Raw genomic sequence first — 14,732 nt, forward strand, 5'->3', positions numbered from 1 at the left:
GATGAACAGTCAGACAGGTGTGATGTCGGGCCACGTCAGGGTGGCCGCGCCCCACGTCAGCCCGCCCCCGAACGCGGCGAGCGCAGTGCGGTGCCCGGGTCGCAGGGTGCCCGCGTTGACAGCGTCGGCGAGGACCAGGGGGATGGACGCGGCAGCGGTGTTGCCCACCCTGTCCAGATGGACCGGGAAGCGCGATCGGGGCAGCCGCATCTGGTCGGCGACCGCGTGGATGATGCGCAGGTTGGCCTGGTGGGCGACGAACACGTCGGTGTCCTCACATGCCCACCCGGCCCGTGCCACGGCTTCGAGGGAGGCTTCGGCCATCCGTTCCACCGCGCTGCGGAAGACCTGTGCGCCCTCCATACGGAAATACGGGTCGGCTCGCTCCGTGTGCTCGGGGCGGATCGGGTCGCGCGAGCCGCCCGAGGGGATCCGGATCAGCCGGCTTCCGGTGCCATCGCTGCCGAGGACCACCGGCCCGAGCGCGCCCGGCTCCCCCGGATCGCCCTCGCGCAGGACGACGGCGCCGGCCCCGTCCCCGAAGATCGCCCGGGTGGAGCGGTCCGCGGGGTCGAGAATGCTGGAGTACGTCTCGGCCCCGATCACCAGGACGCTGTGCGCCGTGCCGGCCGCGATGAGGCCGCCGCCCACCGCCAGCCCGTACAGGAAGCCGGTGCACATCGCCGCCACGTCGAAGGCCGGCACGACGCCCAGGCCCAGACGGGCCGCCACCGCCGGCGCGGTGGCCGGGCAGGAGTGGTCCGGGGTACTCGTCGCCACGATGACGGCGTCCACCGCATCCGTCCAGGCTGATGTCGCGGCGGACTTGAGCGCCCGTCCGCCCGCCTCGACGGCGAGGTCGGAGGTGGCCGTGCCGTCCTCGGCGATGTGCCGCTGCCTGATCCCGGTGCGGCTGCGGATCCACTCGTCGGAGGTGTCCAGTTCCCTCGCCAGGTCCGCGTTGGTGACCACACGGGAGGGCAGGTGGGTGCCCAGACCGCACACCACCGCCGCGCGCGCCGCCGCCATCAGGTGCCTCCGACCTGGAGTCGCGCGGTCCGCTCCAGGGCGGTGACCTCGTCACCGACCTCGCCGAGGTAGTCCGACACGTCGAGGTAGGAGCGCATCAGCGACACCTCTGCGTACGGCATTCCGTGACTGACCAGGTACTCCTTGATCAGTGGCTGGGAGCGGCGCAGGTTCCGGCGCGGCATGGAGGGGAACAAGTGGTGCTCGATCTGGTAGTTGAGGCCACCGTAGAAGAAGTCGGTGACCCGGTTCGGCCGGATGTTTCGGGAGGTCACCACCTGACGGGTCAGCCAGTCCAACTCCTCGGCCTCGCCGTCGCGTACGGGCAGGCCCTTGTGGTTGGGCGCGAAGAGCAGACCCATGTAGAACCCGAACAGGGCCTGGTGGACGACGATGAACGCGACGGCCTTGCCGGGCGGGAGGACCAGGAAGACGGCGGTGAAGTAGGCCGCCAGGTGCAGGGTCAGCAGACCCAGGTCGGCGACCACGTGGCGCTTGATCACGCCCATGCGGGCCGCGATGTACCCGGAAAGGTGCATCCGCAGCCCTTCCATCATGATCACCACGTAGAACATCCAGGCCTGGTGGCGCACGATGAAGCGAGCCACGGCGCCGGTCTTCTTCGTACGGTGCTTGGAGTCGAAGATGACCTGGCGACGTGTGATGTCGGGGTCGAGGGAGAGGTGGTTGGGGTAGTTGTGGTGCTTGGTGTGATGCCCCACCCACCAGCCGAAGCTGACCCCGGTGAGGAGGTTTCCGTGGATGTACCCGATGACGTCGCTGCCCTTGCGGGTGCGGAAGATCTGGCGGTGTCCCGCGTCGTGGCCGACCAGGTCGGTCTGGCCGAAGCACAGCGCCAGGAAGGCCGCGGTGGCCAGCTGCCACCAGCTGTCGCCCACGAGGGCGAAGACGGTCCAGCCGACGGCGAGCAGCAGCAGATTGGCGGCGATCTTGAGCGCGTAGTAGACGGGCTGGGGTTCCATCAGGCCAGCCCGTCTCACGACTTTGGTGACCTCGTCGAAGCTGGCCGTCGGGCTGTCGGCGCCGCTGGCGGCACCGGCCCCGGTTGACGTCATATCGCCTCCTCAAGCCCCATGTAGGCGAGCCGGGTGTGCTGCATCTTGTCGGCCCACGCCTTGCCGGTCTCCATGCGCTCCTCGGGAGTGGTGTCGACCAGTCGCCGCCCCGGCCAGGCCTCGTAGTCGCCCAGCAGGTGGCCGTGTTCGTCGATGCCCTTCTGGAACAGCGTTTCCCGGCGCAGCACTTGCTCGGTGGTGGGCAACCGTCCCCACAGTTCGTAGCCCTCTGCCATCAGCTCCAGCAGTCGCGGCTTGTCCTCGGGGTGCTTGAGCAGGTGCTCGCGCAGGATGGAGCTGCCCACAGTCAGGTGGCGGATCTCGTCGATGCCGGCGCCGCGCTCGATGTCGGCGGCCGCCGGGTCGAAGACCCGCCACTTGCGCTCGCTGAGTTCCGCGGCGGGGGCGAGGACACCCTCGACCAGGACGGTCAGGACCAGGACGCCGCCGATGAAGTCCTGCTCGTCGCGCAGCACCCTGAGACCGAAGTTCTCCAGCGGCACAAGGATGGAGTCGCGGTCCTCGGCGGCGAGCCGGTCCACCTCGGCGAGCAGGTCGTCGGGGGCGGTGCCCAATTGCAGCAGGTGGCTGCGGAACACCATCGCGTGCCGCGCCTCGTCGATCAGCTGGGTGGAGTAGAACTCCATGCTGTCGTTGTCGGGTGCCAGGGCGACCATGTAGCCGATGGCGCGGGTCGCCTTCTCCTCGGCGATGGAGCGGAAGGCCAGTTCCTGCTTGATCGCAGCGTTGAGCGGACCTTCCTGCCGTACGACGTCCAGCGGCTGGACGTCGTCGGCGTGCCCGAGGATCCGGCCGCGCAGCGTTCCCTGCGGGACGGATCGCAACCAGTACGCCAGATCGCACGTCGCCGCCGAGAGCTCCAGGCTCAGTGCCCCGTCCATGAGCGAGGGGGCCTGCTCCCAGTCCGCCTCGGAGGGGATGTTCGAGGAGGTCATCACTGCTTCCTTTCGGTGTGCATCGGATTGGCGGGGTTCGCGGCGTGCGGAGCGGAGGACGGCCCTGCGTGCAGCACGCCGGCGAAGTTGACCAGGGGGGTGCGGGCGGTGGCGGCGCCGGTCAGCACGCGAGCCATCACCAGTTCGTGATCGCCTGCGGCCACCGTCCGCTCGATCCGGCATTCGAGCCAGGACACGGCGCCCCGCAGCCGTGGCGCGCCGTGCGGCGACGGCTCCGCCCACGCCCGGAGCGGCAGCTGGGCGAGGCCCGTGGGCCGACTGCGCCGGGCGAAGTGCTGGGCGAGCCACTCGTGGTCGGCGGCCAGGCCGTTGGCCACGAACGCCTGCGCGGCGAGCAGGGATCCGAGACCCCGGCTGCCCCTGCGCAGGGCGACGCAGACCATGGGCGGGTCGCCGGGGATCGTGGTCAGGGTGGAGACCGTGACCCCTTCGGCCTCGGCCGGGCCGCCGCAGGTGAGGACCGTCACGCCGGTGACGAAGTGCCGCATCGTGACGTTCAGCGCGGCCTGGACGGCGGCCGGTACCGTGGCGGAGCTCGTCATGTGACCGTGCGCAGCGCGTCGTTGCCGCCCGTCGGGGCAGCGGTGGTGAACTCGCTGTGGAATCTGCGGTACGCCTGGTGGGCCTCCGGTTCGAAGCGCAGTCCGAACGGCTTGAGGAAGTTCCCGAACAGGGCCCGGTCGCCGAAGAGATGGATGGCCAGGGCGAGCAGCGCCCACTCGGCTCCCCACAGCCAGATCCAGGCCAGCGCCACAAGGCCCTGGGTGACCAGGCTGTGCATGACGTTGTAGGCCAGGTAGTACCCCTTGGGGATGTCACCGTGCCCCTTGCGCCGGAACGCGATGGCGCCGGGGATGTAGCCGATGAGGTCGATGTAGAGGAACAGCCCGATCGCGACCCACCAGCGGATCTCGTCGAGGTGGGTGAAGAAGAGAACGACGGACACGACGAGTCCGAGGGCGTACTCGGCGCGTACCAGGCGGGCCGTGGTGGGCGTCATGAACAGGTTCTTGGTGTCCATGGCTCACTCCACCGGTGCGCCGGCGAGCTGGGCCTCGACCGGCGGCCGGGCCACGGCCCGGGCCAGGGCCTCGTCGCCGACGACGGTTCCCCTGCCGCCGAACAGCCCGATGACGACGCGGGCGATGGTCTCCTTGATGACCCGTTCGGCGACGGGATCGAGGATGCCGGCCAGACTGGGAATGCCGAAGTCGAACTCGGCGCGGAAGTCGACCACACAGCCGTTCTCGGTGCCGGAGATGCGCCAGGTCCCTTCGAACGAGTCGAAGTCCCCGTCGAGCTGGGTGAACGCGATCGTCAGACCGGCCGGGTCGAAGTGATCGGATTCGGTCCAGCGCAGGATGCCGTTGCGGAAGTAGACCTCCCAGTCGCTGGTCTCCTCGTCGGCGCTGATCTCATGGACGGTCACGGCACGGACCACCGGAGCGAGCTCGGGGTAGCGGGCGAACTGCCTCACTTGGTCGTACCCCTTGGCCGGTGCGGTCCCAGACAGCTCGACGGCCACGTGAACACTACGCATGGGCGGAGTCACCTTCGAAAGTCGGTACGTATCGGGCCGCCTGCGCTCGGCAGGCGCGGTCGAATGCCTCGTACAGGAAGCGCGTGTCCGCGGCACTGAGCACGGCGGGCGGCGTGAGCCTGATCACCAGGTGCGAGTTGAGCGAGTGGTTGGCCACCACGCCCTGCGAGATCAGCTCGATGAGCAGATCGCCCGCGGGGCCGGGGATCGCGAACTCGATCCCGATGAGCAGCCCCCGGCCGCGTACCTCGCGCAGCACGGGACCGAAGTGCCGCTGGGCGATGTCGCGGACGGTGGTGAGCATCTCGGCACCGAGATCGCGGGCGCGGTCGACGAGGCCGTCCTCCTCGATGGCGGCGAGGGCGCCGCGTACGGCGGCCATGGCCATCGGCGTTCCGGAGAACGTCGAGGTGTGCAGATAGGGGTCCTTGTCGAAGGCCGCGAACGCCTTCGGGGTCGCGATGACCGCGGAGACGGGCAGGATGCCGCCGCCGAGCGCCTTGCCCGCGAGCAGCACGTCGGGCGTGACGCCGTCGGCGTCGGCGCCCCACCAGGTGCCGAGACGGCCGAGGCCCGTCTGGATCTCGTCGAGGACGAGGAGCGCGTCATAGGTGCGGCACAGCTCCTGCACGGCGCGCAGATAGCCGGGGGGCGGCAGTACGACCCCGGCCTCGCCCTGGACGGGTTCGACGACGAAGCAGGCCCGCCCCGGCATGGCCCTGAGGAGTTCCTCCAGTGCGTCCGCGTCCCCGTAGGGCACGTGGTGGACGCCGGGCAGCAGTGGGCGGAACGGGTCCTGGAAGACGTCCTTGCCGGTCAGGCTGAGGGCCCCCATGGTCTTGCCGTGGTATCCGCCGTGGGTGGCGACCAGCTGGTCCTTGCCCCGGGTCCGGGCGATCTTGATGGCGGTCTCCACCGCCTCGGCTCCGGAGCAGGCGAAGTGCACCCGCTCCAGGCCGGCCGGGGCCCTGGCGGCCAGGGCCTCGGCGGCCAGGGCGGCCTGGGGTTCGAGGAAGACCCGGCTGGCGACGGGATGGCGCCCCAGTTGCTCGGTGACATGGCGTACGACGGTGGGGTGCCGGGCGCCGGTGATCAGCACGCCGTAGCTGCCGCAGTTGAGGAAGCGACGGCCGTCGTCGGTGAGGATCCAGGCACCTTCGGAGCCGGTCTCGATGTGGCCGCCGAAGAGCTCGCCGAGGGTGGCACGGCCCTTGCTGAGGTTGGCGCGGTACAGCCGCCCGATGTGCTCCCGGTCGTGGACCGGCGAGTCCGTGGTGGTGGTCATGTGTCGGCTCCTCAGGCCAGTCGCAGCGGCTTGCCGCCGATGTGCTCGACGAACGGCTCGGCGAAGCTGGAGCGGGACGGTGGGTGGAAGGAGAGCCCGTTGGAGGCCGCTGCCAGATAGCCGACGTCGCCGCTGCTGATGAACGCCATCCCGCCCAGGAGTTCCACGGCCGTGCGCACGGTCTCACCGATGGCGTCCTGGGCTCCGTAACGGGCCACCAGGGACTTGCCGAGCGCGGCGTTGCCCGTCTCTCCGTCCTCGATCATCCGGGCCACCCCTTCGAGCAGCAGGGCGGCCGTCTCCAGGCGGGTGACCAACTGCGCCCGCTCGGAGGCCGAGCCGCGCCCGCCGGTGGTGACACGCTCGGCGAGCGCGCTGGCGATGCCGAGATACGACGCGGAGATCAGCATCTCGAACCAGATGAAGCCGACGGTCTGGAGCTCGTCCAGCTCACCACCGTCGCCCAGCTCGGTCCGCATGACCTGCTGTTCGTCGACCAGCACGTCGGTGAGGCGGATCTCGTCGCTCTCCGCCCCCGCCAGAGCCCAGCTGGACCAGAACGGGTGGACGGTCACGCCCTCGGTTTGGCGGGGCACGAGCAGCACGGCCATCTCACTGGTGCCGTCCGGTCCGGGCAGCGCGACGCTCGCCGTGAGCAGGTCCATGGAGGAGGAGAGACTGCACGGCTTCTTGGAGCCGTTGATGCGGTAGCCCTTGCCCCCCTCGTCCAGGCGGGCCTCCATGGTCGGCGCGAGGATGCCGCGCCCCGGCCTGCCTTCGGCGAAGCCGGAGGCGACCAGCAGGTTCTGCTCCACGATCCCCTCGAGCAGCGCCCACTCGACACCACTGGACTGGAGGCTGCCGGCGAGCGAGAAGAGCGTGGCGACCGAGAAGTGGTGCATCGTGGTGGCCACGGCGAGGGACGGCGACGCGGCGGCGAGCGCTCGGGTCACCTCGACCGCTTCCAGCGGGCCCGCGCCGAGGCCCGAATACGTCTTGGGGATGACCAGGGCGGATCCGCCGTGCGAGCGGAAGAGCTCGATGGCGGGGCTGTCGGGCCGCTCCAGGTCGTTGAGCGAGTGCTTGGCGAGCGCGCCGAGCAGTCCGGGCAGATAGCGCTCGCAGGTGTCGCGGGCGGCATCAAGTGCACGCATGGGAACTCCTTCGCAGAGGCGGAACGCGGGGTGGCTACGAGGTCTTCTTCTCGCGCAGGGTCCGCCACGCTCCGAAGACCGCGTCACGCGGACGGGAGCCGGTGGAGATGCTCACGCCCTGGACGTGGGAGGTTCGAAGGATCGGGTAGTTGGCCTCGCCGAAGACGCCGCCGGTCAGTCCCGTTCCGCCATGGGTGGGCAGGCAGGGCAGGAAGCCGATGTGGGAGTCGTTGACCTTGAGCAGACCTCCGTTGCTCACCCGCGCCAGGAAGCGGTCCACGACCCGGGAGTCCGTGGCCCACAGGGAGTTGCGCAGGCCGTAGGCGTTGGAGTTGACGAAGTCGATGAAACGCTCGAGGAGTTCGTCGTCGGGCTCCGGGTCCGCGACCACGATGGGCAGCAGGGGGAAGAACGTCTCGTGCACCACGGCTTCGACCTCGCGTGCGCGGTCCAGGCCGCGTACGACGATGACGGTCGGCTCCAGGAAGATGCCGTTGGGATCGCGGCGCTCGTCGAGCTGCATGGCGTGCCCGCCGCAGGCCAGCTCGGCACCCTTGGCCAGCGCGTCGTCCAGGCACTTGAAGAACTTCTCGTTGCGCAGCACGGGCGTGAGCAGTACGTCGGGTTCGGTCGGGTAGCCCGGCCGGATGTGGCCGACCTTGCGGACCAGGGAGGCGATCAGGTCGTCGGCCACGTCGGGGTGGACCAGGACCTGGTTGGGGATCATGCACAGCTGCCCGGAGCCGTAGAAGCTCTCGGTGAGCGCCTCGGCCGCCAGCTCGATGTCGGCGTCCTTCCAGACGGTCACGACATCGTTGCCCGCGAGTTCGAGGATGGGCTTCTTGCCCTCGGCCACGCAGCGCGCCTCGAACTTGGTGCCGTTCTCGCTGGAGCCGAAGTAGATGATGTCGTCGACGTCGGGGCTGGCGAGCCAGGCCGAGAGCATGGGGCCGGGATCTCCGCAGACCACGTTGAGGGTGCCCGGCGGGGCGCCCACCTCGTCGAGTGCGGGGGCGACGATCTCCTGCATCACGTACATCACGCCGAGCGGGCCGCTGCGCGGGGCGCGGACGATCAGCGAGTTGCCACCCATGATGGCGGTGACGCCGAGCAGTGCGCTCGAAAGCGGCGCGTTCTGCGGCGGGTTCAGGCACACCACGCCGTCGGGCCGCCGGCGCACCTGGAGCCGCCGCTCACCGCGGTGGAACTCCTGGAGCATCTGGGAGCGGTAGAACGCGATGGATTCGGGGCTGAAGCACTCCAGCATCCCGGAGACCTGCCACTGGGCGAGCATCAGGGGATGCCCCTCCTGGACCAGGATCTCCGCTATCTCCTCGGCCCGCTCGGCGAGCTTGCCGTGCAGCAGCGCGCCGAAGCGTCCGATGCGGTCGTCGAGGGGGAACGCACCCCAGGCGGGGGCGGCTCCTGCCGCGGCGTCGATCGCCCGCTGAACGGTGGCCCGATCAGCCTTGGCGACCCGCCCCACGACGACGTCGCGCCGGTCCTCGGCCGTGATGCGCCCCTGTTCCAGTTTCCGCTTGAGCGTCAGGCTGGCGAAGACATCATCGAGCAGGGTGCTGGAATTGATCACGTACACCCAGTCAGAACTTTCCAGCGGCTCACCCCCCACATAAGAGTGGTAGGTGCGCAGAGAAACGGTTTCTCGGGGCGGAGCAGATTGGTTCTGCGACACCGGGCGAGACAGCTGTGTACTGCCCACGGACACTCCTCATAGTTCGAAAATCTGTCGGAGCCAACCTCGTGAGCGATGCTTTCAGAAAGCTCTGATAGGTCGCTTAGATCTCACTGATACAAGCTTTTCAGCATTTCACCGTAACCTTCTGTTACATTCCCGCATACGCATAGACGATATGACGATGGAGTGGACTGATGAGCCAGTCGGTGGAGTCTCCTCAAGGCGCTCAGAGGAAACTGGAGTCAGTTGTCAAGTCGATTCGGGATTACGGCGAGAACCCCAGCGCCTTCCTTGCGGTCAACGAGGGGAACGAGCACTTCGAAGGAAGCGGCCAAGGGTTCATCACCTATCGCCGGGCAGGCGGGTACTTCATCCAGTTCGGCGGCGTGTTCGCCCCGGAGGAGCAGCAGCGCACACTGCTGGAGGAGTTCGGGCGTTACGCGCGGTCACAGCGACGCAAGATCGTCGGAATCCAGCTCCAGCGGACGGACGTCGGGCTGTTCGCGGCCGCGGGATTCACCGTGAACCAGGTGGGCTCCTCGTACTCGGTGCATCTGCCGGAGTTCACGCTGCGCGGCACCAGGTTCATGAAGCTGCGCAACAAGATATCGAGGGCGAAACGCAGCGGCCTCGAAGTACGCGAGCTGCCGTACGACGAGGACGTCAGGAACCGGATCGGGGAGATCGACCGGCACTGGCTGCGCTCGAAGGGCAAGCACGTCAAGGAGATCGAGTTCCTGGTGGGGCAGGTGGGCGGCCCGGCACAGGAGTACCGCCGACTGTTCGTGGGGCTCATCGAGGACAGGCCGGTCGCCTACATCTCCTACTCCCCGGCCTACGGCAGCCGCCCGGGCTGGCTGCACGATCTGAGCCGGCGCCTTCCCGATGTCATGCCGGGGGTCATGGAGGCCATCAACGCCGCGGCGATCGAGCGTTTCACCGAGGAGCGCGCCGAGTGGCTGCACTTCGGCTTCACTCCGTTCACCGGTCTCGACCCCGCATGCGAAATCCCCGGCAACAGCGCGCTGACGGGGAAGTTCATGCGGCTGCTCGCGGAGAAGGGGGGCTCGGTCTATCCGGCCGCAACACAGCTGGCCTACAAGGAGAAATGGGGACCCCATTCGGTACTGCCCGAGTACCTGGCGTTCCAGGGGGGCGCCAGCTTCGGGGCGATCTGGCAGGTCCTGCGCGTGACCAAGTCCATCTGACCATTCCCGTGCAGGACGGCTCCCGGATGGCGGACGCCTCCGCGGCCCTACGGCCGGAGATCGCGTGACGGAGGCGTCCTCCCCGCACAGGGCGGCGGACGCCGGCCCCCGGCCGACGGTCCGGGCGCCGCAAGCAGGGCCGCCCCGGAGCCCGGCTCCGGTGGATGACCGGCCGCGACCGGTGCACGCTGAACCACGCGACCGGCGGAAGCGCCGCCCCAGCGGCGACGGCACCACGGGCGAGCGCCTCCACGTCCGGGCCGCCCGCGCCGTGCAGGTCGTGAACGCGGAGCCGGGCGCGCCCTTCGCACCCCGGGGCTGCGGGCGCGGAGCCGACGAGCCGCACGGGGGTCGGCCCGCCGGCCCACCCCGCCCCATCCCCTCAGCCGACCTCGTGCAGCAGGCTGGGCCCCTGACGCAGGATCTCGGACATGGTCCTCTGCAGTCCCGGCCCCGGCTCCAGGCCGAGGTCCGCGGACAGCCGCTGGCGCACCCGGTGGAAGGTGCCGATGGCGTCGGCCTGGCGGCCGCATCGATACAGGGCGATCATCAGCTGCTCGCACAGCCGCTCCCGGAGCGGGTGGCGTGAGAGAAGCTGCTCCAGCTCCGACACCACCTCGTAGTGGCCACCGAGCGCGAGCTTGGCCTCGACGAGGAGTTCCCTGGCCATGAGCCGCGTCTCCTCCAGCCGGGCGGCGGCGGTGCGGCAGATCATGCCGTGCCCGGTGTCGAGCAGCGCGGGCCCCCGCCACGTGTCGAGGGCGTTGGTGAGGAGGACGATCGCCTTCTCCGGCTCGCGGGCCTTCACGCGGCTCGCCAGTTCGACGTTCAGGATGAACCGTGAGGCGTCGATGTTCTCCGGCGGAAGCACGAGCATGTATCCCGACCCCGATGTCCGGATCACATGCCGTATTTCCTCTTTCCCGCTGTGCTGCACCAATGCCCGGCGCAGCCGGGCGATGTGCCCTTGAAGGGAGTTCGCCGCGCTGCGCGGCGGCTGCTCTCCCCAGAGTTCGTCAAGCAGAGCAGAGGAAGAGACCGTCATTCCGGAAGCGAGAGCGAGCGTCGCGATAATAGCCCTGAGCTTCTCACCTGGAATGCCGATCGGAATACGTTGATCGGTTACGACCAATGGCCCGAGCAGCCCGATGCGCATCTTATAACCCCCGCGGTTCGGAACTGATGAATGGACGTGTTACATTGAACTCGGCCACACGCACGGAAACGCCAGAAGAATTCTCAAGTACACATGGAGCATCGCAGTCCTGATACCCAGAGGAACGTGCAACCGTCAGGGATGAACCGCTTGCCCTGGCGGACGAGCCCGCTAAACCTTTCCGGACCGATGGATGCGGCATCACCTTGAGCGAGCGATGTGTCGAACTCTGTATCGATCCCAGAACATACACACGTGCTGGTTTTGATCACAACCCTTCCTCCGATTCAAAGTGAGAGCTATTTCGAGCCAACTCGAACAAGAATTAGCCAAGATCCAATCGTCTTGAACATCGGATTCAAGCCTCGTTGGTCATGGCGGTACTCATCGACAGGTTGAGGAGGAGAGTCAGTGACCAGACAGGAACGGGCGGCCAGGACCCGTCGGCTCATCCTGGAGGCCGGGGCGGAGGAGTTCTCCGAGCGCGGCTACGTGGCCGCGACATGCGTCGGCATCGCCGCGCGGGCGGGTGTCACCAGGGGGGCGTTCTACTTCCACTTCCCGTCCAAGCGCCATCTGGCGAGCGCCGTACTGGACGAGTGGATCGCCCGCCCGGCCGCCGCGGGACCGCTGCCGTTCAAGCTCGAAGAGCTGAAGGAACGAGCGCTGGCGACAGCTCGCCAGCTGGAGAGCGACCCCATAGTGAGCGGCAGCTTCCGGTTATGCCTGGAGCAAGGACTTGACACGACGCAACGACAGCGTCCGTATCTCGTCTGGACCGGACGCTACCGGCAGCTGCTCGAAGAGGCGGGCAGCCAAGGGGCGTTGCGTTCCGATGTCGCCACCGGAGACGCCGCGGAACTCCTGGTGGGCGCCTTCGCCGGCGCCCACATCGCCTCGCAGCTCCTGCCCGACGAGGCTGATCTGGGGCAGCGGGTGGTCTCCTTCATGCGTCACCTGCTGCCGAGCATGGCGACCCCCGAGGCTCTCGACCGCATCGCGCTCGCCACGAGCGCCGGGACGGCCGACGAGACCCGGACCACCACAGGTCAGGGGGGCGTGAAAGACGGTGAGCCGCCAAGGGAACCCTCGCATCCGAGCCGCCCCCCGGCCGGACGGACGTCGCCCCCCATTGCAGATTCCGACTGTCGGTACGTAACCTAAGGGCTATCACTCACGTGCGCGCTGCCGGGACGGTGACCCCCACGAGGGGAAACGTCGTGGCGGCCGCGGTCAGCTGCGACCCAGGTGGCGAAAACCGGTCGTAAGGGAGGAGCGCAGGACCATGACTCAGCAGACGGTGACGCGGCGAACCGGACGCCGCACCCAGCAGGAGCGCTCCTCCACGACCACGCAACAGCTCCTCACCGCCGCGCGGAAGCTGTTCGCCCAGGACGGGTACACCCCGACCTCGCTCGACGCCATCTGCGACGCCGCCGAGGTCACCAAGGGCGCGTTCTACCACCACTTCAAGAACAAGGAACAACTCTTCCGAGCGGTGTACGAACGCGAACAGCAGGACCTCTCCAGTGCGATCGCCCAGAAATACTCGCATTACAAGGACCCCTGGGAAGCACTGTTCCAGGGAATGCGGGAGTTCCTGGTCGGCTCCATGGAGCCCAGCACCCAGCGCATCACGCTCATTGACGCGCCGGGTGCGCTGGGGTGGGAGGCGATGCGGGAAATCCGCGCCGACTGTCGGCGCATGATGTTCTACGGCCTCTGCCAGGCCTTGGGCAAAGGGCGGTTTCACCGGCACGAGATCGAGTCCCTGGCCTCGATGGTCTACGGCGCCCAGTGCGAGGCCGCCATGGCCATGGCGCACGCCGACGATCCCGACGGACTCCTCGAAGCGACCCTGCGCCAGTTCCGTCACCTCTTCGACTCCGTCCGGCGTATGCCCGCCACGTTGGAGCCGTAGACCGATCGGCCGGAGGGTTCTCCTACCGGAGTCCCGTCCTCGTGGGCTCTCGGTCGCCGGCCCGGGTGGGTGCCTGCGGAGGCTCCTCGGGGACGCCGGGCCCCTGCGGCGTCAGCCGAGGGACAGCGGGCCGTACACGCCGAGGTGGACGCCGAGGCGGCGGATCGTCGCCGCGGCGGCGATGGCGTGGCCCCGTGCGTTGATGTGCCAGCCGTCCGCACCGAAGATGCCGGGGTCGGCTTCGGCGGGGTGGGCGCTCAGGTCGACGTGGATCGCGCCGTTGCGCAGCGCCAGGCCGTAGGTGCGCTCCGACAGCAGTCGCAGGCGTCGGCGCAGGACGTCCCTGGGCACGTTTCCCGTGCTGCCCCCGCCGAACGGCGCGAGGATGACCACCTCGACGCCCGCGTCCCTCAGCGGCGCGATGATCCGCGCCAGTTCCGCCTCCGTCGCGTCGGCGTCGAAGGACTCGCGCAGCACGTCGCTGCTGCCCGCGGCCACGGCTGCGAGTGCGGGCCGGAAGGTCAGCGCCTTGCCGAGTTGCCTGGCGCGCACCTCGGCGGCGACCGGGTCCCGCTGGGCCAGGTTGAGGTAGGCCAGGTCCGGATGGACCGTGCGCAGCGCGGCGGCCAGGCGGTGCGCCCAGGAAGCGTCGTCATACCCCTCGCACGGTTCCCCCGGCCCTTCCGCCATGGCGTCGCCCAGTACGACGAGCCGCCGCCAGGGCGCCTGCGCCAGTAGCTCTGTGGACATGTCCGGGGCAATGCAGTAGGGGTCGTACTGCTCGTCGGCAGAGCGCGCTTCCACGGTGTCCTACCTTCCTTCCGTCGGCGTCCTTCACCTTGGTCTTGCGACCTGGACCGGCCTTCATGGACGAGCTTCGGACGGCCGGCGGCCCCGGCGGGGCGTGTCGTTACGGGGAGGGAACGGTACGCCCCGCCGGGACCGGGGTTCTCAGGCGGCGGCTCAGGCCTTCTTGGCGGCGAGGTGCTTGCCCAGCGTGCGGATCACTTCGGTCGCGACGACCGCGTGCCCGCGCACGTTGAGGTGAAGGCCGTCGGTGGCGAAGATCGGCTCCTTGCCCGCGGGGTGGCTGGGAAGGTCGACGTGAAGGCCACCCATCCGGTGCGTCACCGCCTGGGTGAGGTCGGAGAACTGCTGGAGCCGCTGCTTCATGACCGCCTTGTACTTGTCGGCGACGTACGGCGTCCAGGTGTTGTCGAACAGGCCCATCGTCACCACGGTGCAGCCCCGGCTGCGCAGCGCCGAGACAATACGGGCCTGCTCCGTCTCGACGGCCGCCGTGTCGAAGTGCTTGCCCAGCAGGTCGTTTCCGCCCGCCACCACGATGGCGATGTCCGGCTTGAAGTCCAGCGCCGGGTCGAGCTGAGTGGCCCTGATCTTCGCTGCCGGGAGGTCCCGCACGCCGAAGTTGTGGTATTCGAGCTGCGGGTTGATCTGGCGCAGCCCGGCTGCGACGCGATCGGCCCAGCTGAGGTCGGCGTAGCCCTCGACGGGCTCGCGCGTGCCCTCGACGATGCTGTCACCGATGGCCGCGTACCGGGTCCAGGGGGCGCCCTGGAGCTGGGCGGCGATCTCCTCCACGGTCAGGATGTGCGGGTCCTGCAGCTCCTGCGTGCGGTCCGAGGGCATCTCCGTGCTCGTCATGACTGACATCTCCTTCGGGTGAGAC

At 68.8% G+C, this 14,732-nt stretch carries 15 protein-coding genes; 3 read left to right on the plus strand and 12 right to left on the minus strand.

Going from position 1 to position 14,732, the window contains the following annotated elements:
* Positions 1–9: 9 nt before the first annotated feature.
* The 9 genes from AMK21_RS17595 to AMK21_RS17635 are packed head-to-tail and all read right to left on the minus strand — an operon-like array spanning position 10 to position 8,652.
* Positions 10–1,029: a beta-ketoacyl-ACP synthase III gene (locus AMK21_RS17595; RefSeq protein WP_073878915.1), complete on the minus strand. Its 1,020-nt coding sequence runs from the start codon at positions 1,027–1,029 to the stop codon at positions 10–12.
* A complete protein-coding gene (locus tag AMK21_RS17600) occupies positions 1,029–2,105 on the minus strand; it encodes a fatty acid desaturase family protein (protein WP_073878917.1) in 1,077 nt (358 codons plus the stop codon). The genes AMK21_RS17595 and AMK21_RS17600 overlap by 1 nt, the downstream gene beginning before the upstream one ends.
* Positions 2,102–3,061 (minus strand): VlmB-like protein, encoded by a 960-nt coding sequence (locus tag AMK21_RS17605; protein WP_073878919.1) that lies wholly within the window; start codon positions 3,059–3,061, stop codon positions 2,102–2,104. Before AMK21_RS17605 ends, AMK21_RS17600 begins: the two co-directional genes overlap by 4 nt.
* Positions 3,061–3,624 carry a flavin reductase family protein gene (locus AMK21_RS17610; protein ID WP_073878921.1) on the minus strand — a complete coding sequence of 188 codons (564 nt, stop codon included), beginning with the start codon at positions 3,622–3,624 and terminating at the stop codon, positions 3,061–3,063. The genes AMK21_RS17605 and AMK21_RS17610 overlap by 1 nt, the downstream gene beginning before the upstream one ends.
* On the minus strand, positions 3,621–4,103 hold the full coding sequence (locus AMK21_RS17615; RefSeq protein WP_073878923.1) for a hypothetical protein: 483 nt from the start codon (positions 4,101–4,103) through the stop codon (positions 3,621–3,623). The genes AMK21_RS17610 and AMK21_RS17615 overlap by 4 nt, the downstream gene beginning before the upstream one ends.
* Positions 4,104–4,106: 3 nt before the next feature.
* On the minus strand, positions 4,107–4,622 hold the full coding sequence (locus AMK21_RS17620) for a type II toxin-antitoxin system RatA family toxin (protein ID WP_073878925.1): 516 nt from the start codon (positions 4,620–4,622) through the stop codon (positions 4,107–4,109).
* Complete coding sequence (locus AMK21_RS17625; RefSeq protein WP_073878927.1) at positions 4,615–5,907, minus strand: aspartate aminotransferase family protein; 1,293 nt, start codon at positions 5,905–5,907, stop codon at positions 4,615–4,617. Before AMK21_RS17625 ends, AMK21_RS17620 begins: the two co-directional genes overlap by 8 nt.
* Before the next feature lie 11 nt (positions 5,908–5,918).
* Positions 5,919–7,061: an acyl-CoA dehydrogenase family protein gene (locus AMK21_RS17630; RefSeq protein WP_073878929.1), complete on the minus strand. Its 1,143-nt coding sequence runs from the start codon at positions 7,059–7,061 to the stop codon at positions 5,919–5,921.
* Between the two features lie 34 nt (positions 7,062–7,095).
* Positions 7,096–8,652: an aldehyde dehydrogenase family protein gene (locus AMK21_RS17635; protein WP_234421962.1), complete on the minus strand. Its 1,557-nt coding sequence runs from the start codon at positions 8,650–8,652 to the stop codon at positions 7,096–7,098.
* Positions 8,653–8,951: 299 nt separating this feature from the next.
* Between AMK21_RS17635 and AMK21_RS17640 the strand changes: the two genes are divergently transcribed.
* On the plus strand, positions 8,952–9,965 hold the full coding sequence (locus AMK21_RS17640; protein ID WP_107429937.1) for a bifunctional lysylphosphatidylglycerol flippase/synthetase MprF: 1,014 nt from the start codon (positions 8,952–8,954) through the stop codon (positions 9,963–9,965).
* A gap of 382 nt (positions 9,966–10,347) precedes the next feature.
* On the opposite strand, the gene AMK21_RS17645 is transcribed toward AMK21_RS17640, so the two are convergent.
* Complete coding sequence (locus AMK21_RS17645; RefSeq protein WP_073878931.1) at positions 10,348–11,121, minus strand: AfsR/SARP family transcriptional regulator; 774 nt, start codon at positions 11,119–11,121, stop codon at positions 10,348–10,350.
* A gap of 411 nt (positions 11,122–11,532) precedes the next feature.
* Between AMK21_RS17645 and AMK21_RS17650 the strand changes: the two genes are divergently transcribed.
* Positions 11,533–12,285: a ScbR family autoregulator-binding transcription factor gene (locus AMK21_RS17650; protein ID WP_073878933.1), complete on the plus strand. Its 753-nt coding sequence runs from the start codon at positions 11,533–11,535 to the stop codon at positions 12,283–12,285.
* A 121-nt stretch (positions 12,286–12,406) separates the two neighbouring features.
* Entirely contained in the window at positions 12,407–13,042 is a 636-nt protein-coding gene (locus tag AMK21_RS17655; protein WP_073878935.1) for a TetR/AcrR family transcriptional regulator, read from the plus strand.
* Between the two features lie 111 nt (positions 13,043–13,153).
* Here the strand turns inward: AMK21_RS17655 and AMK21_RS17660 are convergent, their stop codons facing one another.
* Both AMK21_RS17660 and AMK21_RS17665 read right to left on the minus strand, forming a co-directional pair.
* Positions 13,154–13,846 (minus strand): SGNH/GDSL hydrolase family protein, encoded by a 693-nt coding sequence (locus AMK21_RS17660; RefSeq protein ID WP_234421963.1) that lies wholly within the window; start codon positions 13,844–13,846, stop codon positions 13,154–13,156.
* 159 nt (positions 13,847–14,005) lie between these two features.
* Positions 14,006–14,707: an SGNH/GDSL hydrolase family protein gene (locus tag AMK21_RS17665; protein WP_073878937.1), complete on the minus strand. Its 702-nt coding sequence runs from the start codon at positions 14,705–14,707 to the stop codon at positions 14,006–14,008.
* Between the last annotated feature and the right edge of the window lie 25 nt (positions 14,708–14,732).

Source organism: Streptomyces sp. CB00316, assembly GCF_001905595.1.
Taxonomy (GTDB): domain Bacteria; phylum Actinomycetota; class Actinomycetes; order Streptomycetales; family Streptomycetaceae; genus Streptomyces.

Coding starts and splice junctions, on each gene's coding strand:
- AMK21_RS17595 (WP_073878915.1), bottom strand. CDS start 1,029: ATGGCGGCGGCGCGCGCGGCGGTGGTGTGCGGTCTGGGCACCCACCTG.
- AMK21_RS17600 (WP_073878917.1), bottom strand. CDS start 2,105: ATGACGTCAACCGGGGCCGGTGCCGCCAGCGGCGCCGACAGCCCGACG.
- AMK21_RS17605 (WP_073878919.1), bottom strand. CDS start 3,061: ATGACCTCCTCGAACATCCCCTCCGAGGCGGACTGGGAGCAGGCCCCC.
- AMK21_RS17610 (WP_073878921.1), bottom strand. CDS start 3,624: ATGACGAGCTCCGCCACGGTACCGGCCGCCGTCCAGGCCGCGCTGAAC.
- AMK21_RS17615 (WP_073878923.1), bottom strand. CDS start 4,103: ATGGACACCAAGAACCTGTTCATGACGCCCACCACGGCCCGCCTGGTA.
- AMK21_RS17620 (WP_073878925.1), bottom strand. CDS start 4,622: ATGCGTAGTGTTCACGTGGCCGTCGAGCTGTCTGGGACCGCACCGGCC.
- AMK21_RS17625 (WP_073878927.1), bottom strand. CDS start 5,907: ATGACCACCACCACGGACTCGCCGGTCCACGACCGGGAGCACATCGGG.
- AMK21_RS17630 (WP_073878929.1), bottom strand. CDS start 7,061: ATGCGTGCACTTGATGCCGCCCGCGACACCTGCGAGCGCTATCTGCCC.
- AMK21_RS17640 (WP_107429937.1), top strand. CDS start 8,952: ATGAGCCAGTCGGTGGAGTCTCCTCAAGGCGCTCAGAGGAAACTGGAG.
- AMK21_RS17645 (WP_073878931.1), bottom strand. CDS start 11,121: ATGCGCATCGGGCTGCTCGGGCCATTGGTCGTAACCGATCAACGTATT.
- AMK21_RS17655 (WP_073878935.1), top strand. CDS start 12,407: ATGACTCAGCAGACGGTGACGCGGCGAACCGGACGCCGCACCCAGCAG.
- AMK21_RS17665 (WP_073878937.1), bottom strand. CDS start 14,707: ATGACGAGCACGGAGATGCCCTCGGACCGCACGCAGGAGCTGCAGGAC.